The sequence below is a fragment of the Leptospira bouyouniensis genome (genome assembly GCF_004769525.1).
GTDB lineage: Bacteria > Spirochaetota > Leptospiria > Leptospirales > Leptospiraceae > Leptospira_A > Leptospira_A bouyouniensis.
The window spans coordinates 331,424-353,379 of record NZ_RQFT01000008.1 but is presented as its reverse complement, the minus strand read 5'-3'; the positions used below and the strand labels follow the sequence as shown (position 1 = coordinate 353,379).

At 37.8% G+C, this 21,956-nt stretch carries 16 protein-coding genes; 13 read left to right on the top strand and 3 right to left on the bottom strand.

The genetic code is table 11. The features are described from left to right. Window positions 1-438: 438 nt before the first annotated feature. The 11 genes from EHQ43_RS09970 (at window position 439) to EHQ43_RS09920 (ending at window position 13,957) form a co-directional block, all read left to right on the top strand. Complete coding sequence (locus EHQ43_RS09970) at window positions 439-3,252, top strand: type I restriction endonuclease subunit R (RefSeq protein ID WP_135771087.1); 2,814 nt, start codon at window positions 439-441, stop codon at window positions 3,250-3,252. After that, the gene (locus EHQ43_RS09965) at window positions 3,252-4,829 is read left to right on the top strand and encodes a type I restriction-modification system subunit M (protein ID WP_135771086.1); all 1,578 of its coding nucleotides are present in this window, start codon (window positions 3,252-3,254) and stop codon (window positions 4,827-4,829) included. Before EHQ43_RS09970 ends, EHQ43_RS09965 begins: the two co-directional genes overlap by 1 nt. 213 nt (window positions 4,830-5,042) lie before the next feature. Further along, the gene (locus EHQ43_RS09960; protein WP_135771085.1) at window positions 5,043-6,224 is read left to right on the top strand and encodes a restriction endonuclease subunit S; all 1,182 of its coding nucleotides are present in this window, start codon (window positions 5,043-5,045) and stop codon (window positions 6,222-6,224) included. A gap of 1 nt (window position 6,225) precedes the next feature. Beyond that, window positions 6,226-7,536, top strand: coding sequence for a DUF262 domain-containing protein (locus EHQ43_RS09955; protein ID WP_135771084.1), 1,311 nt, complete (start codon window positions 6,226-6,228; stop codon window positions 7,534-7,536). Beyond that, a complete protein-coding gene (locus EHQ43_RS09950; RefSeq protein WP_135771083.1) occupies window positions 7,536-9,323 on the top strand; it encodes a DUF262 domain-containing protein in 1,788 nt (595 codons plus the stop codon). The genes EHQ43_RS09955 and EHQ43_RS09950 overlap by 1 nt, the downstream gene beginning before the upstream one ends. Before the next feature lie 55 nt (window positions 9,324-9,378). After that, the gene (locus EHQ43_RS09945) at window positions 9,379-10,038 is read left to right on the top strand and encodes a hypothetical protein (RefSeq protein ID WP_167481777.1); all 660 of its coding nucleotides are present in this window, start codon (window positions 9,379-9,381) and stop codon (window positions 10,036-10,038) included. 191 nt (window positions 10,039-10,229) lie between these two features. Then, window positions 10,230-11,231: a hypothetical protein gene (locus tag EHQ43_RS09940; protein ID WP_135771081.1), complete on the top strand. Its 1,002-nt coding sequence runs from the start codon at window positions 10,230-10,232 to the stop codon at window positions 11,229-11,231. 88 nt (window positions 11,232-11,319) lie between these two features. Next, window positions 11,320-11,706 carry a hypothetical protein gene (locus tag EHQ43_RS09935; RefSeq protein ID WP_135771080.1) on the top strand — a complete coding sequence of 129 codons (387 nt, stop codon included), beginning with the start codon at window positions 11,320-11,322 and terminating at the stop codon, window positions 11,704-11,706. Then, a complete protein-coding gene (locus EHQ43_RS09930) occupies window positions 11,703-11,924 on the top strand; it encodes a hypothetical protein (protein ID WP_135771079.1) in 222 nt (73 codons plus the stop codon). The genes EHQ43_RS09935 and EHQ43_RS09930 overlap by 4 nt, the downstream gene beginning before the upstream one ends. Continuing rightward, window positions 11,908-12,258 (top strand): type II toxin-antitoxin system PemK/MazF family toxin, encoded by a 351-nt coding sequence (locus EHQ43_RS09925; RefSeq protein WP_135771078.1) that lies wholly within the window; start codon window positions 11,908-11,910, stop codon window positions 12,256-12,258. The genes EHQ43_RS09930 and EHQ43_RS09925 overlap by 17 nt, the downstream gene beginning before the upstream one ends. A gap of 283 nt (window positions 12,259-12,541) precedes the next feature. Continuing rightward, window positions 12,542-13,957 (top strand): DEAD/DEAH box helicase, encoded by a 1,416-nt coding sequence (locus tag EHQ43_RS09920; protein ID WP_135771077.1) that lies wholly within the window; start codon window positions 12,542-12,544, stop codon window positions 13,955-13,957. A gap of 207 nt (window positions 13,958-14,164) precedes the next feature. Here the strand turns inward: EHQ43_RS09920 and EHQ43_RS09915 are convergent, their stop codons facing one another. Next, window positions 14,165-14,527 carry a DoxX family protein gene (locus tag EHQ43_RS09915; RefSeq protein WP_135771076.1) on the bottom strand — a complete coding sequence of 121 codons (363 nt, stop codon included), beginning with the start codon at window positions 14,525-14,527 and terminating at the stop codon, window positions 14,165-14,167. 151 nt (window positions 14,528-14,678) lie between these two features. After that, window positions 14,679-16,958 (bottom strand): cyclic nucleotide-binding domain-containing protein, encoded by a 2,280-nt coding sequence (locus EHQ43_RS09910; protein ID WP_135771075.1) that lies wholly within the window; start codon window positions 16,956-16,958, stop codon window positions 14,679-14,681. Between the two features lie 569 nt (window positions 16,959-17,527). Between EHQ43_RS09910 and EHQ43_RS09905 the strand changes: the two genes are divergently transcribed. Further along, window positions 17,528-18,295 carry a hypothetical protein gene (locus tag EHQ43_RS09905; RefSeq protein ID WP_135771074.1) on the top strand — a complete coding sequence of 256 codons (768 nt, stop codon included), beginning with the start codon at window positions 17,528-17,530 and terminating at the stop codon, window positions 18,293-18,295. Window positions 18,296-18,474: 179 nt separating this feature from the next. Here the strand turns inward: EHQ43_RS09905 and EHQ43_RS09900 are convergent, their stop codons facing one another. After that, the gene (locus EHQ43_RS09900; RefSeq protein ID WP_135771073.1) at window positions 18,475-19,914 is read right to left on the bottom strand and encodes a lactonase family protein; all 1,440 of its coding nucleotides are present in this window, start codon (window positions 19,912-19,914) and stop codon (window positions 18,475-18,477) included. Window positions 19,915-20,018: 104 nt separating this feature from the next. Here EHQ43_RS09900 and EHQ43_RS09895 point away from each other — a divergent pair, with 104 nt between their 5' ends. Next, window positions 20,019-21,956: a 7TM diverse intracellular signaling domain-containing protein gene (locus EHQ43_RS09895; RefSeq protein WP_135771072.1), complete on the top strand. Its 1,938-nt coding sequence runs from the start codon at window positions 20,019-20,021 to the stop codon at window positions 21,954-21,956.

Sequence of the window (21,956 nt, the reverse complement as noted above, 5' to 3'; positions counted from 1 at the left end):
CAGCCAAGTGATACTAATCGCTCGATCGGCTTGACCATATTACAATATACACGTGTTAACGTGTATGTATAGATTGAAGCGTTGTTTGTTTTACTTTGTTCTGTTTGGCGGTCAGCGCCGAACGACTTTGATACTAGAGCTCGAAGCTCACGCATCAAGTCGGGTGCTCGCAGTCGCGGCAGTGCCGCTTGGTGCTTCCGCAGGCTTTCCCTCTTGGTGAAAGATGGAACCTTTGTCGTATATAGTTGAAGAAGAGTAGAAGAAAAGAGAAGCCTTACATCGAAAGATGTGAGGCTTTTTTTGTTTTTGGGGGAGGGATAAATCCATTCCTACGCAAATTTCCCTCTTCTCGTATAATAACAGTAAATGCGATTTGCAGTAAAACACTTGCTATACTAATATAATTGGATAAAATTAGGTGCGAATTATCTGTCTCTGATGAAAAACGAAAAGGAAACCAGAAAAGATCTAATTGATAAACGGCTATTAGAAGCTGGTTGGAATGTTCAAGATCATACCCAGGTCGTCCCTGAGTTTGAAATTGTTGTAGAGCCAGTTAAGGACAATGTAAAGCCTAACAGTGTATACCACGGTCTGCAATTCAGTGATTATGTTTTATTTGGTAGAGACGGAAAAGTAATAGCAGTCGTTGAGGCAAAAAAGTCATCTGTCGATGCGGCAATAGGTCGAGAACAAGCCAAACAATATTGTTACAACATCCAAAAATCGAAAGGTGGAGAACTTCCCTTTTGCATTTATACTAACGGACATGATATTTATTTTTGGGAGTTGGAACATAGTCCTCCAAGGAAAGTATATGGATTTCCCACTCGTGATGATTTGGAACGATATGCCTACATTCGGAGAGCTCGTAGGCCACTGACTGGTGAACTCATCAATACCAAGATCGCTGGCCGTGATTTTCAAATCCAAGCAATCCGATCTGTCTTAGAAGCTGTCGAAAAGAAGAAAAGAAAGTTCCTTTTGGTTATGGCAACGGGAACAGGTAAGACAAGAACTTGTATTGCTCTTGTAGAAACTTTGATGAGAGCAGGATGGGTCGAACGCGTATTATTTCTCGTTGATCGAATCTCCCTTAGAGATCAGGCCCTCGATGCATTTAAAGAGTTTATTCCCAATGAACCTCGTTGGCCGCATAAAGGGGAAACTGAAATTGTTAAAGACAGAAGAGTGTATGTCGCGACTTATCCAACGATGCTCAATATCATTCGAGATGAAACGAATCCACTCTCACCGCATTTCTTTGATTTGGTGGTTGTGGATGAATCTCATCGTAGTATTTATAATACCTACCAAGAAATTTTAGATTACTTTAGTACAATGGTTCTTGGACTGACGGCAACTCCCACGAATGTGATTGATCACAATACCTTCAAACTGTTTGAATGTGAAGATGGAGTTCCTACGTTTGCCTATTCCTATGAAGAGGCAGTTAATCATATTCCACCTTATCTCTGTTCGTTTCAAGTGATGAAGATCAAAACCAAATTCCAAAATGAAGGGATTAGCAAACGCACCATTTCATTAGATGACCAAAAGCAATTGATCTTAGAAGGAAAGGAAGTGGAAGAGATCAATTATGAGGGAACAGAGTTGGAAAAAACGGTGCGTAACCGTGGGACAAACACTCTTATAGTGAAAGAGTTTATGGAAGAGTGTATCAAAGATCCGAGTGGTGTGATCCCTGGAAAAAGTATTTTTTTCTGCGTGAGTATTAGTCATGCCCGTGAGATTGAAAGTATTTTTGATACATTATATCCCGAATACAACGGTGAATTTGCCAAAGTGATTGTCTCGGATGATCCGCGCGTGTATGGGAAAGGTGGACTCCTTGACCAATTTAAGACGCAAGATATGCCAAGAGTGGCAATCAGTGTGGATATGCTCGATACAGGGATTGATATCCGAGAACTTGTGAACTTGGTATTTGCAAAGCCTGTGTTTTCCTATACGAAGTTTTGGCAGATGATTGGTAGGGGAACACGATTACTCGATACGGAAAAACAAATTCCTTGGTGTTTGGAAAAAGACCAATTTCTCGTTCTCGACTGTTGGGATAATTTTGAATATTTCAAATTGAATCCGAAGGGTAAGGAATTGAAAAGTCAGATTCCGATTCCGGTTAAATTGTTCGGAATGAGACTTGATAAATTGGAAAAGGCGCTGGAGCTTGGTGAGTCTGACATTGTTCGGCGTGAGATTAAGAAATTACAAAAACAAATTACCACGTTACCAGAAAACTCTATTGTGATCAAAGATGCGAAGTCAAGTTTAGAGAGAACTACAGATCCCAATTTTTGGAACCAACTCGGATCGCATAGCGAGAATGAGGCGCTTGTTTTTATGAAAGAAGTGGTCAAGCCACTGTTTCGCACTGTATCGAATGTGGATTTTAAAGCGATGCGTTTTGAGCGTGATGTTTTGGAAGTCTCCCTTGCAAAGCTAAGCCGCGAACCAGAAAAATTTGAAACCCTAAAAGTAGGTGTGATCGAACTCATTTCAGAACTTCCACTTTCGGTAAACACTGTGGCTCTAGAAGAGGACTTGATTCGAAGGGCACAAACCAACGCATACTGGGCAAAGGCAACGGAAGACGACTTTGATACCTTGGTCAACAAACTGTCTCCACTGCTTAAGTTCATTGATTCCTTTGCGCCGCCTTTCCAGGTGGCGAAGTATGATCTCAAGGATTTGGTTGCTGTAAAGGAGTATGTGGAATTTGGACCACAACATGAGTCAGTTAGCATTAGCCGTTACAAAGAACTTGTGGAAGAAAAAATCAAAGAACTTACCGAATCCAATCCCATTTTACGAAAACTAAAGATGGGAGATGCGCTCAGTGAATCGGAAGTGGGTTTACTTGCGGAAGAACTGCATGAGGAACACCCCAATATCACCATAGATTTGTTGCGACGTGTGTACCAAAATCGGAAGGCAAAACTCGTTCAGTTTCTAAAACATATTCTTGGCATTGAGAGGCTTTCCAGTTTTCCTGAGATTGTGACCCAATCCTTTGAAAGCTTTATCCAAACACATAGTTATTTGTCAGCAAGGCAGTTGCAGTTTATGGAACTTCTCAAAAACTTTATATTAGAACGAGAAAGTTTGACAAAGAAGGATTTGATCCAAGCTCCGTTTACACAGATACATCCCGAAGGAATTCGAGGTGTGTTTTCGCCCAAAGAAATTGATGAAATTTTAATGTTAACAGATAAGGTTCTCGCCGCATAATGGTTTCTTTTAATTCAACACTCAAATCACAAATCGACAAACTCTGGAATTTATTTTGGAGTGGTGGGATTTCCAATCCGCTCACAGCCATTGAACAAATCACCTATCTTATCTTTATGAAACAGATCGATGATTTGGACGCCAAACGCGAAAGAGACGCTGAGTTTACGGGTGAAAAGTTTGTATCGAGATTTCACGGAAAGTATAAAGTTCCTGGAAGTAGTGAGACGATACAGAAATCGGAACTGCGATGGAGTGAATTCAAACACAAACCCGCCGAAGAGATGTTACTCCATGTGCAAACTAAGGTGTTTCCTTTTTTAAAGGAATTGGAGGGTGGTTCTCCCTTTACCAAGTCCATGGCAAATGCCGTTTTTATTATGCCAAAACCTTCCCTACTAGTGGAAGCCATTGGAATCATTGAAAAAATCTTTGAAGAGATTGAACGAGATGCAAGGGAAGGGGGACATGCGTTCCAAGACATCCAAGGGGATGTGTATGAAATGCTTCTCAGTGAAATTGCTACCTCTGGGAAGAATGGACAGTTTCGAACACCAAGGCATATCATCAAACTCATGGCAGAGCTTGTGAGTCCTCAATTGGGGCAAAGGGTGGTGGACCCAGCTTGCGGGACAGGTGGGTTTTTGCTTGGAGCCTATCAATACATTTTGACCGATCTGGCTCGAAAAAATAACAAATCCAAATCGGCGAAAGTAACCGAAGTCGATGAAGACGGATTTGAAAGAGCTGTCATCAGCTCTGGCTTAAATGAAAAAACAAAAACGATCTTAGAGTCTAGTTTTTACGGTTTTGATATTGATACAACAATGGTGCGCCTAGGTCTTATGAACCTAATGATGCATGGCATCGACCAACCTCATATTGATTATAAGGACACACTGAGTAAGTCCTACAATGAAGACAGCCAGTTTGATGTGGTGCTTGCCAATCCTCCCTTTACTGGCAATATCGATAAGGGAGATATCAACGAAGGATTTTCCCTTCCCACAACCAAAACCGAACTTTTGTTTATCGAGCGAATCTTTCGGATGTTAAAGATCGGTGGGACTGCCGCTGTGATTGTCCCGCAAGGGGTTCTTTTTGGCAGTGGCAAGGCCTTTGTCGAAGCTCGTAAAATCCTAGTTGAGAAGTCGGAACTGAAAGCCGTTATCACTATGCCGAGTGGAGTTTTCAAACCGTACGCCGGGGTGAGCACTGCCATCCTACTTTTTACCAAGGGAGGTACCACGGAACAGGTTTGGTTTTATGATATGGCCGCCGATGGGTATACGTTAGACGACAAACGAACTAAAATCGAGACCTCGGACCTCATCGATATCGTTACCCAATTCAAAAGCCGTGACCCCAGAAAACCAAACGACCGCAAGGCGAAGTATTTCTTTGTTCCCAAAGTCGAGATTGTTAACGAAGGTTATGACCTTTCCATGAGCAAATTCAAAGAAGATGTCTTTGAAGAAGTGAGTTATGAATCGCCAAAGGTGATTCTGGAAAAACTAAAGGGTCTCGAGAAGGAAATCGGAAAGGGCTTGGATGAGTTAACGGGGATGTTAGGGTGATGCTTCGGTACGAATCCTATGGATTCTACTCAGCATCCCTATTCGATAGGAAAGGGTCTCGGGCTCTCAGTGGCGAAGCGTATCGGAGAGATCGATTACTGTATAAGATTTTTTTTTATAGTTTTTTATTCAAATTGAAAGGAAAAAATAACGAAACTTGCAAATCATTAACACTTTTTGCCTTCACAGATTCTTTCGCAAAGGCAAGTTTATATGAATAGTCGTTGGCCAATTCGGAATCTTGGTAAGTATACCAAACAGACAAGCCTAAGAAATCGAGGTTTACATAATATTACAGTGTATTCCGTTACAAATTCCCAAGGATTTACTAGATCGGAAGATTATTTCAGCAAAGAAGTATTCAGTAAAGACTTATCGAATTACAAAATAGTGAAAAAGAATGAATTCGCTTACAACCCTTCGCGAATAAATGTTGGCTCAATTGCATGTTTAACTGAATCTGAAGAAGCATTAATTAGTCCACTATACATTGTCTTCAGTATTAACTTACAGGATTTGCACCCAGGTTACTTACTACGATATTTGAAAAGTAATAATGGGATAGTTCAGATTAAAAATAATACACAAGGCTCCGTTCGAGATTCTTTAAAATACGAAGGATTAGAAAAAATCCTCATCCCGCTCCCCCCTCTTCCCGAACAAATCGTCATTGCGAACATTCTGTCCAAGGCCGACTCATTGATCGCCAAAAGGAGAGAAAGTCTGGCCTTGTTAGATGCGTATTTGAAGAGCACCTTTTTGGAGATGTTTGGGGATCCGGTGCGGAATGAGAAGGGGTGGGAGGTGAAGAGGTTTTCCGAAATTGTTGCACCAGATTGTCCATTAACCTATGGAATAGTTCAACCTGGTGAAGAATTCAAAGATGGTGTCATAATTGTAAGACCCGTTGATTTAACTTCCGATATTATACACAGTCTTGGACTAAAACGTATTGATCCAAAGATTGAAAATAAATATAGAAGAACAAGACTTAAAGGTGGAGAACTATTAATGTGTGTTCGAGGCACAACGGGAGTTGTGTCGATTGCCGGTGAGGATTTGAAGGACGCAAATGTAACTCGGGGAATAACTCCAATTTGGTTTACCGATAATTTCAATAACTTGTTTGCTTTGTCTCAAATCAAATCACAATCAATGCAGAAAAAAATTCAAGAAAAGACCTATGGCATAGCTCTTAAACAGATCAATTTAAGGGATGTAAGAATAATAGAGTTTATCGCTCCCCCCCTCGAACTCCAAAACCAATTTGCGGCGGTTGTGGAGAAGGTGGAGTCCTTGAAAGAGAAATACCAGAAGAGTTTGGGGGAGTTGGAGAATTTGTATGGAGCTTTGAGCCAGAGGGCGTTTCGGGGGGAATTGGGGTTGGGGAATTAAGATGCCATTAGTTGAGAGTGAGTTAAAGATTGTCACTTTGGAAGAACTTCTGAAACTGAAATTACGACTTCCTGATTATCAAAGACCATATCGGTGGACTGAGAAATCCGCAAACACATTATTCCAAGATATCTACGAAGCTTTTGAAGAAGAAAAGAAAGAATACCGAATTGGTTCTGTAATACTTCATAAAAAAGAATCAGAGTATGATATTGTAGATGGGCAACAGAGAATGATTACAAATTCTATACTGCTTCATGCACTTGGAGATGATAGGTCAAATTTATTAAAAGCAAATATAAACTTAAGTTTCAAAGAACCTCTGCTTCGAAATTTTTTTGTTTTAAAGAGAAGACTCAATGAGTTGAAGACAGATGAACGAAAACGAAATTTTAAAAATTATCTTCTGAAGAATAGCACTATTGTTCAAATCGTGACAGATAGTGAGCAAGACGCCTTTCAATTCTTTGACTCACAGAATTCTAGAGGAAAAGAGCTGGCACCTCATGACCTATTAAAATCCTTCCACTTGAGGGAGATGCATGATGAAACTGAGGAATCTAAAGTAAGTATTATCAGAAAATGGGAAGCTACCAATTCCGAACACTTGGAGGATTTGTTTAAGAATTATTTGTATCCTTTGACTCAGTGGTATAAAGGCAATAGCGGTTTGGGTTATTCATCTAGTCGAATCGATTTATTCAAGGGGATTTTAGGTGTTAATCGAACAAATTACGCTATCTACCACAAGGCAAGCAATCTCTACATAGAGCAATTCAATTCCACAGGTGGAAATGAATTGATAGGATCCATGTTTTTGAATCAATTTCAACTCACACAACCAGTCCTTTCAGGGAAAAGGTTCTTCCAGTATGCTTTGCATTATGGAAGTTTGTTAGAAAAAATTCAATTTAAAATAAAAAACAATCACCCGCCTGAAAATGTTCCGACTAACGGAAGTGGCGAAATATACATAAAACAATTGTACGAATCTGTTTTAATGTTTTTTGTGGATCGTTTCGGGTTGGAAAGCCTTAATGACTTCATCTTTCAACAACTGTATTCCTGGTGTTATTCATTGAGACTGGTAATGCATTCGGTGTATCCTGAGACAGTCAATAAATATGCGAGAGGAGAGCACGAACGATTAAATTATGGAATGAATCTATTCACGATCATTAGTGAAATGAAAGATCCGTCAGAAATAAAATTGCTAATTTTTGAAAAGCCGTCAGTCATCAAATTAGAAAATAAGAATAAATACGAGAGTATTGTTAACACTCTCAATAAAATTAATGGGTGGGATTTGTAATGGAGCAGGAGCAATTAAAGAAGGTTGCCGTTTCCGATATTTTTATCAATACTAACTTTATTATACCCATTTACCAGAGGAACTATTCTTGGAAAGAAAAAGAAATTGAACAATTAATTGAAGATATTGATAGCTCTATACAATCTCCAAACAGCAGTTATTTTCTCGGAAATCTTATAGTGAATCAAAAAGAATCCAGATTATATGAAGTGGTTGACGGTCAACAGAGATTGACAACGTTATTTATTCTTCAACGATATTTAAGCACTATTTTCGCGCGAGACGCATTGTGTTTCGAAGCCAGAGAAAAATCCAACCGAACTCTTTCGGCACTTGATGATACTGGTAAATTGGATATTATCGATGAATTCTTTTCCTCGGAGATCCTGGACGGCCTTAAAATTATCTCAAATTACTTTGGTAAAAAACAACTGGATAGAAATAATTTTAAATCAAAGTTAAAAAACGTTTTTTTGATCCAAGTTCAAGTTCCTCAAAATATTGATTTAAACCATTATTTCGAAATCATGAATACTCGTGGAGAACAATTGGAGCTCCACGAGATTGCAAAAGCGAAGATTTTGGAAATGCTAGATTCTACTGAACAAAGAAAAGTAGGAGCCATAATATGGGACAATTGTTCAAATATGGATTCCTATGTTCAGATGAATTTTAAAAAGGAGTATAGAGAAAAAATATTTACAGGCGATTGGAGCAGTCTTGATAAAAAAGTTACTAGTTTTGAGAGCATTGTGAATTTGTTAAAAATTCAAGATAATTCTAAAGAAGAAAAGTCAATTCTCGAGATTCTTGGTCAAGAGAAGATAGTACAAGATAAAAAACCTTCTGGGGAAACCGAACCAAATGAGGATGAAAGGTTTGAATCCATTCTCTCTTTCCCAAACTTTCTTTTGCAGATTAATTCATCGAAAAACGACAATCTTTATGAAATGGAAGGAAACCTGGATGATAAGAAATTTATGCTCAACTTGGAGTGGACTTGGAAGAGTTCCATTAATGCAAAAAGTTTTCTTTTTCTACTTTTAAAATCTAGAGTTTTATTTGATAAATATATCGTAAAAAGAGAATTCGCCAGGGATTACAAAGATACCGGTAAGTGGTCTCTCCAACGCCTGGAAAAATATACAGATACGACAAAAGGTAAATCAAACGATAAACCGAATTATGTTGCTACTTTCAGTGATAGAATTAACAAGCAATTAAGAACACTCCAATCTTGCCTACGAATCACTTATACTTCTCCCAAAACAATGCATTGGATTACATTGGCAATTCAGAATTTATTGAAAGATGAAAACGCAAACTTAACAACTATACTTGAAAATTATTGCAGTGAAAAAATAAAAAATTCAGGTTTTGAAAATGAGAGTGGGTTTGCCATTGAGCGAATCGTTTTCACATACCTTGATTATCTTCTCTATCGTGATGGAAATACAAAATATGATATTAAGAAATTATCGGAAGATTGGCAATTCCAATTTCGGAATTCAATAGAACATTTCTATCCGCAAAATCCTAGTGAATTAGAAAAATGGGAAAAACCACATTTGGATTGTTTCGGGAATCTTGCTCTGATTACAACTTCTGACAATTCAAAGTTTTCGAATGTAACGCCGCTTGCAAAAGTTGATACATATAAAAGCATAATTGATCAAAGTTTGAAATTGATGATCATGGCAAAAATGGTCAAAGATAATCATTCCTGGACGAAAGAAATGGTAGAATTACATAAAGATGAAATGTTTGAGATTCTTGCAGGAAACTAAATTTGCATGCGAGGAATAAATTTTAAGTTCCTGAAGGCAATAAGCCAATATAATTTTGAGCAAGTTAATATCCTGCCGTTGGATCAAAAATCAACTTCTCTTTCCAAAAAACTCGAGACGTATTTCACCGGTTGAATTTGTGAGCCTAAGTAAAAAATCAGCCGGAATTCTCATTTCCATCGATTTAAAAAATTCATCAAAAATCAAATTTCAAAACATAATCGATGCAGGAAAAAGAGAACTGTACACGCAAGCTTTTTATCAACAGCATACAAAAGTTTATTTTCAATTCATTGAGAGTCTTTGTAAGACGAATAAAAAATACATCGATCAAGTATTTCTGATTAAAAATATCGGAGATGAATATTGGATCATTGTTATCCTTCCAGAGAATGATAATAAATTCTTAAAAGAACTATCGATTGCTCTTCATGATGTTATTCACTTTAAACCTAAATTCAAATTAGAAGAATTAATAACTCTCAACTACCGAGTTTATGCAGAATATTATCCGACTATTCTAACATTTCAAAACGTCTGGAGTTTAAAATACTCAGAATTCATTCAGGGTTTTTTTGAGAATGAAAAATTGGATCAAGTTGAGTTAACAAATCACATAGAAAAGTATTCACAAACTATAGGGAATTTTCAGGTAGAGCGTAAATCGCCAATAGAGTGGGACGCTACTGTTAGGTATGATCCTTTCGGAACTTAGGTTGACTTGTTCTTTCGTTGCTCCAATGAGGTGAAGGACGTAGGTGATTTCTGCTTGGGTGAAAATTTGTATCATCTTGTGAAATCTACGCTTACTGAGGAGAAGGTGGAGAGAGTGTTGCTCTATGGTTTGAAGGGTTTTGAGGGTTTGAGAGTGCCAGTGTATGCAGTGGATGTCGGGTGAGGATTAAAATGAAAACACTTTATTTATTAGGTGCTGGTGCGAGCGCGACTGTTGTTCCAACTGTTCAAGAAATGAAGGAGAATTTTGAGAAAATTTTCGATCTTCCTTTTCAGTCTTCCACATTGAGAGATAAAATGCCAACCGAATTGCTAAGTGATTTAAGATTTTTATCTTCGGGAATCCGCGAGTACGGAACTCCAGATATATTTGCCAAAAAGGCATATCTCTCAAACCAAACAACTGAATATTTGAAAATCAAACGTGCCTTATCCTACTATCTAATGATGATCCATATATTTCGTGGAATTGATTCAAGATATTATGCATTTCTTTCAGCTCTTATTGAAAAGAGGAGTAATCATTATAAACTTCACCAAGAGGTTTTTGTTGCAACGTGGAATTACGATCTACAGTTTGCATCTGCATTATGCAATTTAACAAATAAGACTATTGGTTATTTGAATGATCGGTTTGATAAATTAACTGATGATGCGTTCGCACCTCCAAACACATCAAAACAATTTTTTAGACTAAATGGATATGCTGGTTCCCACTTATATTTTAATAATTCTCTTGATGCAAGTATTTCAGGTGAAGCATTTGGATTTATATATGAAAACATTTCTCAGGAGGAAAAGCTAACAAGGTTATTCGACTTGTATGATCATTTTAAGTCCAAAGAAAGTGATATAAAGTATAATATTTGTTTTGCGTGGGACAAAAGAGAAACGGATCATCCGAGTAAAGAAGATTTATTTGATTCTATCTCGGAGGTTGAAGTATTAATTGTAATAGGCTATTCCTTTCCAAATTTTAATCGAAGCATTGATCGACGAATTATAAGATCTATGCCCAAATTAAGGAAAATTTATTTGCAAGATAAGATAAATTATATGGAGAGCAGAATACTGCCTTTAGTTCCAGAATCGGTTCACCTAGAGCGAAGTCCAAGGGAGTTTATTTCAGAACTTAGTCAGTTTTTCATTCCGCCAGAGCTTGGTGATTTTTGAGATGAAATTAATTTCCAGCTCGTTTTGAAAAAATTTATGGGTGCAAAAATAGGAATTGTCTACCTATAATGGAATGGGATTACCATCAATGCCAAAAGACGAAGAAATAGATTGGAATGGCTTAGTTACTTTTGGAAGTCTCATCGGAAATCTAATCCAAGCCACCAAACAACAGCAGACTCAAGACCAATTGGAAGCATCCAAAAGGGATATTGAAACACTCTTACAAGATAGGGTAAAATTGATCCAAAGCCTCAATAGTTTTCAAAGTGCGATCGAGAGCTTTAAGAAAAAAACGGCAAACCTGGAGAACATTAATCATCAGTTGATCGCGCAAAATAAAACCCAATCAGATGAGATCGAAAATCTAAAATTAACAATTGCTTCATTAGAACAAGAAAAGGGTTCTATTCAGAAATCGTTGTCTGAAGAAATTGAAAATCTGAAAAAGCAAATAGAGGAGATTCAGAAATGATTTCCATTCCATTAGAAAAAGAGTCAAAAGATATCATTGATGACATTCACGCGTTCAATGAACTTTTCTTTGATCAAATAAAATTTCCTTATGTAGAGATTGAGGATGAAATTCCATTTAGTCCATCTATGTTGGCTGAAGCATATTCCGATGAAGAGACCGAGTATACAACTAAGGATTTAATTTGGAAAAATCCTAACTATGATCCAAGTCGGTAAAATATGTTTGGCAGAACTTCCGCAAGTTGATGGAAAAAAGAAAAAGAGGCCAATACTAGTCTTATCTAAATTGCCTAGCAGGGACCATTGGTTTGTTTGCGGTGTTTCTCGTAAAACTTATGACGTGGTTGTTGGCTTTGATGAAATCATAAGTTCTGAGAAGGAGTTTTTTCATGAAACAGGACTCAAATCAACTTCATCCATCAAGTTAGGGTTTGTTTCTTACTTAGAAGAAACTAGAATTGAGGGATTTCTGGGAGAGTTGCCGAGCGAAGTTTATGATTTACTAATTAAACGATTTTTGGATCAACTATCTAAAAATTTGGTTCGATAGCAAATCGTTACATAGTAGAAATCAATCCCTCCCGCGTTAGGGATCTGCAGGGCTTGGTCCGAAGGACGGAAGCGGAGAGCGCACCCCGAAAGAGCCCGACCCTTACACATTCCATTTCCAATACTCCAATCCCATTGGGAACGTCCATTCTATCAAAATTCATTCCTCTACCTTGATATGATCCAAACCCATATTCTCGTTTCACACCCCAAAAAGAGAAATTTTTGACCTATCCAAATAGACTGCTTTTCTTAATTTTGGAGGATAGATACGAAGGCATATTTTGCAAAAACAAATTGAAACGTTTTCCGATCTGAAATTAGATCGATCCATCCAAAAAGCAGTCGTTGAGACTGGTTATACAAAACCGACACCCATCCAAATCCAAGCCATTCCTTTACTTCTAGACAATCACGATCTGTTAGGTTGTGCTCAAACAGGAACGGGTAAAACCGCTGCTTTTGCTTTGCCTATGATCCACAATTTAATTTCCACGAGGGCAAAACCAAATCCAAAACAACCCAGGTCTCTTGTGTTAGTTCCCACCCGTGAGCTTGCCATTCAAGTCCATGAAAGTTTTGTTTTATATGGAAAATATACGCAAATTCGAACGGCTGTCATTTTTGGTGGTGTGGGACAAAATCCCCAAGCCAAGGCGATTGCAAGTGGATTGGATGTACTCATTGCCACACCTGGTCGCCTTGTCGATTTGATGAACCAAAACCTGGTGTCTTTGAAAAATCTCGAAATATTCGTGTTAGATGAAGCAGATAGGATGTTGGATATGGGATTTATCCATGACATTCGAAAAATCATTTCGTACTTGCCGAAGCGCAGACAGAATTTGTTTTTTTCTGCAACGATGCCATCTGAAATAGAAAAATTGGCAAACTCAATTTTGGTAGAGCCAATTCGTATCGATATAACACCTGTTTCGTCGACAGTAGAACTCATTTCACAATCTGTGATGTACACAGAACTTGCAGATAAAAAAAATCTTCTCCTTCATTTGTTTAAAGATAAAAATTTTAAAAAAACAATTATCTTTACCAAAACAAAACATGGAGCCAATAAAATTTCGGAACTTTTAAACAAAAGTGGAATCAAAACGGATGTAATTCATGGCAACAAAAGTCAATCGGCTCGACAAAGAGCCTTAGAAGATTTTCGTTCGGGAAAAAACAGAGCTCTTGTCGCAACCGATTTAGCTGCCCGAGGAATCGACATCGATGACATCACCCATGTCATTAATTATGAAATTCCTTATGTTCCCGAAACCTATGTACACCGAATTGGTCGTACGGCACGTGCAGGGAAAAATGGAATTGCCATTGCGATCGCCGAGGCAGACGAAAGATCACTGATCAAAGACATTGAAAAAGTAATCGGAATTTCGATCCCAGTGGATCGGGACCATCCTTACCATGCAGCGCGGGTTGAATCGTATACAGGCAAGGCTCCAAAAATCCATGGATCGGGAGGTGGCGGCAATCGAGGCCAAAGACGTCCCTCCCAATCGGGAGATAATTCTTCTGGCCGTAATGCGAACTCAAAACAGAACTCCAAACAAAACTCACATCGAAGTCAAGGGCAATCCGAAAAAAGAAAGCCAAGTGATTCAGGCAATCGATCTGAGCCTAAAAAATCATCTCCTGGTGCAAAAAAATCACCGAGTGCCAAAAAGGCACGATTTAGGTAGTGTGACATTCTATACTAATACTTACGAACGTTAGGTTGCTAAGTGATTGGTTGGGGTAAGTCAGTCAGATGCGAAAGGCGAATTGATAGATCCACTCTTTAATGATCGCCATTCCAGCTAACCCAGAACCCGCGACCTTGTAATGCACTAGAATGCATGTTAGGTGAAAGCCGCGAGCCTAACGCGGCAGAATCAGGAGTTTGTCGTTCAGCTAATTTTTTTATGCCATAAAAAATAAGAGGCAAAAATTGCAGATAATGGTAGGATCATAAAGGAAAGTCTTGGGTCGAATGGGCCCGCCATGAGTGCGGAATAAATGGCACCGACGATATCGAAAACAAGACCAGCGTAAGCCCACTCCTTCAGTCGTCTTAGGTTAGGTAAAACAATAGCGATGCAGGCAGAAATCTTAGCGACACCTAAAAACGGCAATAAGTACGCTGGGTAGCCAAGTTGTTTGAAGACTTCAAGCCAATCCTCGGTTTGCATGATATTCATCACAGATCCTGGTAATAAAAAAAATACGACCAGGCCAGTGGCGATCCAATAATAAAGATTTACTTTTTTCATATTTTCTACTCTTCTAATGAAAGTTTCAATCTAGAAAAAACCAATCGACTTTTTGATACAACTCTTTTGCGGAGATATCCTTCGATTACGCATGTTTGTGATAATTCGAATCCAATGGAATCGTTTCCCGATTCACGAATCCAACTATCAATTATCCTCTGATCCCTAGTTGTTTTTTCCAACTCTTGGCATGAGTTTTGCCATACTGGTATCCGATATCAACTAGTTCATAAAATTTCTTCCAATCGAAAAGACCATATTGTTCAACAGGTAGCTCAGCAAAAATATCTGACTCAGCTTTTGCTTTGGCTTTTGCAGCGTCAGAAGCAACAAATGTAGCACGCATCAGTAAACTTAAAAGGTTTGGGACGTCTTTTTGTATTTGATTTTTGCCTATGAGTCGTTTGAATAAAAGTCGGAGTGCTGATGGAAGTGCTCCTGAATTATTTTTTTCATAAATGGAGCTGAATGCTTCATCTGCTGTAGAATCACCCTCAGAAGAGAGTGCCACCGATATTACAAAATCGGCTCCTCTTTCTCGCATCACAGCACCTGGTATGTTATCGAGTATAGCACCATCGACAAGCAGCTCATTTTTCTCGTAGAACGGCGGTAAGATGCCTGGTATCGATGCAGAAGCACGTAATGCTTTCCAAACAGGTCCACGGTCGAAGATCACTTTCTGGGCTTTGGTAAGACTTGTTGCAACAGCAAAATAAGGTAACCAAAGATCTTCGATCATTGTGCTTCCAACGAAATTTTTAATGACTGTATTGAATTTTTTACCACGAATGAGTGAGACAGTTGGAATTGTATAATCATTCAGTGTTTTTTTGTCGCTCATAAGTGATTTGGCGACGCGTTCTAATCCGGTCGCATCATAACCCATTGCATATATACTTGCCATAAGAGCACCAGCACTTGTGCCTCCTATCATATCAATAGGTATATTTTCTTCCTGCATGGCTTTCAAAAGTCCGATATGAGCTAGTCCTTTTGCTCCACCACCACCTAATGCGAGTCCTACGGAACGACCTGTAATAAAACGGGTTAGACTTTCAAAACCATGGCTACTGTAAGTCCGAATATGTCTGACGATTCCAATTTTTCGAATGCGTGTTAAGTTCGCTGTATTGGCTGGTTTTTCGTTCGGGTCAGAATAGAGTAAAACTAATTCCCGTGTTGGGCCAAAAAACTCTTCTGAATCGCCAAGAAATCGAATCTCTTCTGCAGTAAGACCTCCAGTTCTATGCGCCTCGCTTAACAGTAAAATACGATTGGTATGATGTAGTATCGTTTCAGTCCATAGTTTATCTTCAAAGTCAGGGCAAAGGATCAAGAATTCGTGAGAGTCTTGCATCTGGTATAATGATTCAAGCAAGTCTGAAACCGCATATTCGCGATTTCCAAGACGTTTTTTAAAGTCGCGGCTTTCAATGATCGCTGTGCGTCCGAATTTTTTTAGTGATTGTGAAAGGTTTGAGGCAAAATTACGAACTGAAAGATCCTTCTGTAATGGAAAAAGTGTAATGATACTACGAGCTTGTTTGGCAACTCGTTTCCCCATTCGGTCGTTTGTGAACCGTTCTGCGATCAGTTTGGTAATAGCCAACAGACTCGGAGGATGTTTGGAGAAAACGGATTCAAATGCAGCAGTACTGATTTTTACAATCTCACAGGAAAGTGTTGCGACAACTGTGGCGGTACGCGGCTCACCTGTTAATAGTGCAAGTTCGCCAATGATATCTCCTTTTGAAAAATACCCAGTTGAAACAATGAGGTTCTCATGATTTCTCACTTCGTATTCGAGAGTTCCATTGACGACAACATACATACCATCAGCTTTGTCGCCTTGGCGCATGAGTGTTTCGCCGCCCGGTAAAAATATCCATTCCATTTGTGGTTCCAGTTCAGCGATGAGTTTTGCACCGACACCGCTAAAAAGAGAAACTGATGAAATGAGCTCTTTGATTCGTCTTGGTTCAGGACGGAACACACTTCGATGCAGAGCACGCGACCGTCTGCTAATTAGCCTAATGATTGCATTTAGTTCTTCAGAGCGATCTTTGAAAGCCTTTTTGAATTCATCACGTCCGATTCGGTAGACTGTGCCATACTGGTCGCATATAACAGTAGCATTACGTGGTTCGTCTGTTACAAGCGCACCTTCGCCGAAACAACTTCCAGGTTTGATCTCACCTAGTTTCTGTTTTTTTCCATCTGCCGTCACATAGACACTAAAACTTCCGGTAGCAACAAGATACATTGCGTCGCCATGATCTCCTTGTTTTATGACAACCTTGTTCTTTGGCACCTTTACTTTAACGAACGATCTTGCAAGGTGTTCTCTGGTTTCCGGTGATAGGTTCAGGAATAAATCTGTTCCTGCGATGATTTCTTTGATCGATAGAGGAGATGTCTTTGACAACATAGTGTATTGGTAACGTTTGTTCTGCGATGAACACTCCAACTTTCCGTTGGAATCTGATCATTGCAACTCATTGAGAATCATGCGAGACTAGGTAGTTTCATGGCGAATCTATTTTTGCAAATAATTGAAAAATGTAGGGTCCTTTCAAAAGAAGGAATATGAGAAAAGCCCTTTAGAATTTGACTTTTTCGAAATGTGATTCACCAGTTCGGAATTCCGTTTTTTGACTAGACACCTATTTGATGTTAGATGGTTATCGATCGAATATTTAATCAATTAAAATCTGGAACCAATTCTATAGAACGTAATGAATACTAATTTCAAGGTTCCCAAAATCTAAAAAACAGTTCACGTGATTCTTTCGGGAGACAAAGGAATTGGTCACCGTTTGGTATGAAAGTCCTCTTTTTCCTTCCAGATATCCATGACAAACCCTTAGGAAAAGAGCTGAAATGTCGATTTTTGTATGTCATTTTCATGACTAACATAGATAAATATGGCATTTGTAATAATATTTGACACAAAATGGTCAAATTTGTAGTCGTGGAGTACTTGAAAAGGAGTAGAAGATGAAAATGACAATCAACCTAATTATGGCCATGCTGTTTGTGACAAACATAAGTGCCGAAACGTTTACCGTGTTCATTCACGGAAAATCCAGTAAAAACCACGATGGAGTAGGAACAACCGATGTGAACAGCTATTGGGGGACCAATGCCAATGTTGTATCAGGTTCAAAGGTATTTATTGGTTACGATGGAAGTACTGATCCTAGAACCTTTGGTGCTGCGAGAGCTCAAACAAATATTTCGACTGGACTAACAAATTATTGTAAGGGAGCAAATACCTGTAAGGTGGTATGCCATTCAGCAGGTTGTTATGCAATTGAATATTGGTTAGCGAATCTTGGAGATACGACTACTTCAAAAGGATTCAATATCACAAAGGTAACTGCTCTAGCCGCTGCTTCTGGTGGTTCAGAATTAGCAAATTTAGTTGGTGGATCTGGAAACGCAATGGATCTTTCACTTGTTGTGACAACTGCTCGTGGAGCATATAATCACAACTTGACGGCATCAGTTCTTGTGAATCATGTTCCAGGGTATAAAACTCGATTTGGATCTTCCTTTATTTTGCCAGGTGCTGATGACTATGCAGTTGCATTCCATTCATCTTGTGGATACAATCGTGCTGGTGGACTTGATAAGTGTCAAACATCCATTGTCAGTGGCCAAACAACTTACACACAATATGCGGGTCACGTACGAGCACCGTCCTTAACAGCAGCTGGATTAAATAAAAATCATAGCGAAATTATGAACGAAGGTACAAGATAAAATTTGTAAAATTTGGAAGGGTTCGGCAAAACAAATTGCCGAACCTAGTGATTTTTGCAAGAGAATACCTTTACTAAATACTCTTGATACAAAATCTTTTAAGGAGAATTGGAATCGATCGCATATTTGTCATAGGTATATTAACTTCATCTTAACAAAAATAATTTTTATGTAATTGATTAAGGATTGGTCCCTGAGGTTAAAATCACTGCTGGACTAGTACTGGTTCCTACGTTTCCATTAGGTGTTAAAAGACCATTTGATTGGTTGATCGTGAATATTCCAGCAGTAGCAATTGCTATATTCGTATTGTATAAAAATTTACCGGAAGGGTCCACTGTGATGCCAAGAGGTTCAGTCCCAGTAGCGATCGTTGTTGGAGACAAAGGAAACAACTCACCGGTTACGGGGTTCGTTGCAAACATAGAAATTGTATTTGTATCTCGGTTTGCTATATAAAAAAATCTTCCCTTAGGGTCAGTAACAATTGAACCAGTTACAACTCCCGTGGAAGGCATTTCGGGAAAGATTGAACTCATGAATCCTGTGTTTGAGTCAATTTGGTAGGTAGAAATAGAACTATGAGTTTCATATGCTACATATAAAGTGTTTCCATTGGTATGGAATGCCAATCTTCTTGGTCGAAATCCACTGCCGATCGACTGAATCGGGTTTTGGCTCAAAAAACCTGTATTGATATCAATCGGAAAAGATTCAATGGAGTTTCCATTGTAATTGGATCTATAGAAAAAATTACCAAATGGTTCTACAATGATACTCCCTGACGCATTTGAATGCGCCAATGTATTCACCAACAATAAATTCCCGGTCAGTGGATTAACAGAAAAAGTAGAATAGTTATTAGAGTTACCTACATATAGTAAATCCTTTTTGGGATGGTAGCTGATTGAAATTGGAGTATTCCCTCCACTCGGTACCGTTTCGACTAAAGTTAAGTTTCCATTGGTTTGATTGATCGAAAATTGACTGAGATTATTTGTATTTCGATTCGCAACAGTCAAAAACCTTTGGTTAGGACTAATCGCCATGGATTCTGGACCACCACCGGCTGCTACAAAACCAGTATTATTTAAGACACCAGAGTTAGCATTGATCGTATACGAATTGATCAAATTCGATCCTATGTTTGCAACGTAAGCAAATTTAGGAATAAACAAGGATTTGATGACCAATGGAATGGTTGTTTGTTTGTTACTACTTTTAGCTGTGATGTGATATTTAGTTGAATCAATTCCGACGAGTGAAGTTCCCGAAATCGTACAATTTGACTCATCTAAAATTAAACCTTGAGGAAGAGTGGGATTCGATTCGCAATGAACAATGGGTTCAGTTGAAAATGGAGTAATTGGATTGATCGTTTCATTCTGTTGTATAATTAAAAAATCGGTGCCATAATGAAACCGAAGTGGGCTTAAACCAGAAAATATAGGGCATAAAAATGATCCGTCATTTGAACCAAATTCAAGTAATGCGGTAATCACAAAACTTTTACTTTCTGGATCACAAGTTGAGTTTAATTTTGTTGGAGCACAAAAAAGATTTAAAAGCAAATAAGAAATAATAATAAATTTATTGACATTAATGGATTGATTCTTCACGACAAATTCCTGAATACTGAATTCTAATTCAAATTAAGGAATCTGTCTTCCTTGGACGGGAATCCGGAGTTAGTTTTCCGTTTTTATATTTTTATGGAAGATATATGAATCATAACCTGCTCTTAAGAAGGATTTCCCGTAGTGCATTAAACCACATTTCGGCTGCGATTGTCATACTAACAATATTTTCGTGTAACAATGAATCAACTAACAATAGTATATTGAAAGTTAAAAATGGGAAATTGATTCTGCCTGAAACTTTCGTTTTAAACCAAACTTCCATTAAACTCGATGGAGAATGGGATTTTTATTACCAAAAATTTCTAAGTTCAGCTGATTTTGGAACTTCGAATTCACAAATTGAAAAAGGAATCGTTTCTATCCCAGGGTTTTGGAATGAGATCAAATATGAAGGGAAGGAGTATGATGCAAAAAGTTACGGCACTTTTCGGATGCTTTTAACTCTTCCAAATCATTTAATCAATCAAAAACTTTCTTTTTATGTTCCCCATTCGTTTACAACTTATCGAATGTTCTTAAATGGCTCAATGATCTCAGAAAATGGAATTGTTGGAACCAATGAAGAAGATACGAAAGAGTATTGGTTGCCAAAAATTGTATTTTTCACACCTAATGCCAAGACGATTGAAATCATCATCCATGTTGCAAACTTTAAATCATTAAATGCAGGTTTTCGCCAAAGTATAGAGTTTGGAACCGAAGAAACGATGCTCCGAACAAAACAAACACGTGTTGCATTGGATATTTTTTTGATTGCGAGTTTGTTTGTTATTTCTTTATACCATTTTACTCTTTTTCTATTGCGTAAAAAAGATCTAAGTCTTCTTTATTTCTCTCTCTATTCTTTTTCTAGTATGATTTACCAATTTACGAGTGGAGAATTTTTTTTAATGATTTTGTTTCCTGATTTCGAATGGAGATGGTTAATTAAGATTTTTTTTATTTCTATTTATTTAACTTTTCCATTTTTACTTAGTTTTATAGGAAAAGTTTTCACCAATGAAATCAATAAAATTCCTTTAAATCTATTCCAATTTATATTTTTTAGTTTCTCAGTTTTTGTGTTATTTTCGGAATCAACATGGATAGAAAAAACACTTTTACCGGCAGAAATTTCTATGTTATTTTGTTGTATTTATATTTTTTGGATCTTGACCAAGGCGGTCATTCATAAAAGAGAAAGTGCATCAGGGTTTTTGTTTGGATTTCTTTTTTTATTTCTTACGATACTAAACGATATACTATTCGAAAAAAATATTATTAAAACTGAAGTATATGCGCCCATCGGGAATTTTGTTTTGTTCTTTTCGCAATCTTTTTTCCTTTCGAAAAACCATTCAAAACTACATGTTACAATCGAAAAACAAAAGTTAGAACTTGAGCAATCAGTAATATTAAAAGATAAAATTTATCATGCAAATATTCAATCCAAGAGGATGGAATTAGAGTTATACAAAAAATCGATCCAACCACATTTTCTTATGAATTCACTTTCGGCGATTCGGTATTGGGTTTCCGAAAGTCCAGATAAATCGGAACAAATTTTAGATTCGCTTGTAGGAGAACTTCATATTATCTTAAAAGTTGCTTCTAAACAACTGATTCCAATTGTCGATGAAATCGCATTATGTAAATACCATATAGGTGTCATGAAAATGCGAATGGAAAAAGATTATCGATTTAAAACAATTGGTATCAGTCCAACGGAAGTAATTCCTCCGCTAATCTTCCATACGCTCATAGAAAATGCTTTTACTCATGAGGATTCCTTAAAAGCAAGGTTAAGCTTCGTAATCCTCAAAAAAAACATTAAAAAAGATGGGAATTTATTCTCAGTTTATTGTTTTATTGTATATAACCATTGTAAGGTCGAAAAAGAGAACATAATGAAACATGGATCAGGTACTGGATTAGAATATGTAAGACTTCGGTTAGAGGAGTCCTATTCTGGTAAGTGGTCATTACAACATGGAAAATCTAAAAAAGGATATCGGGTTATCTTTCAAATCCAAACTCTATAA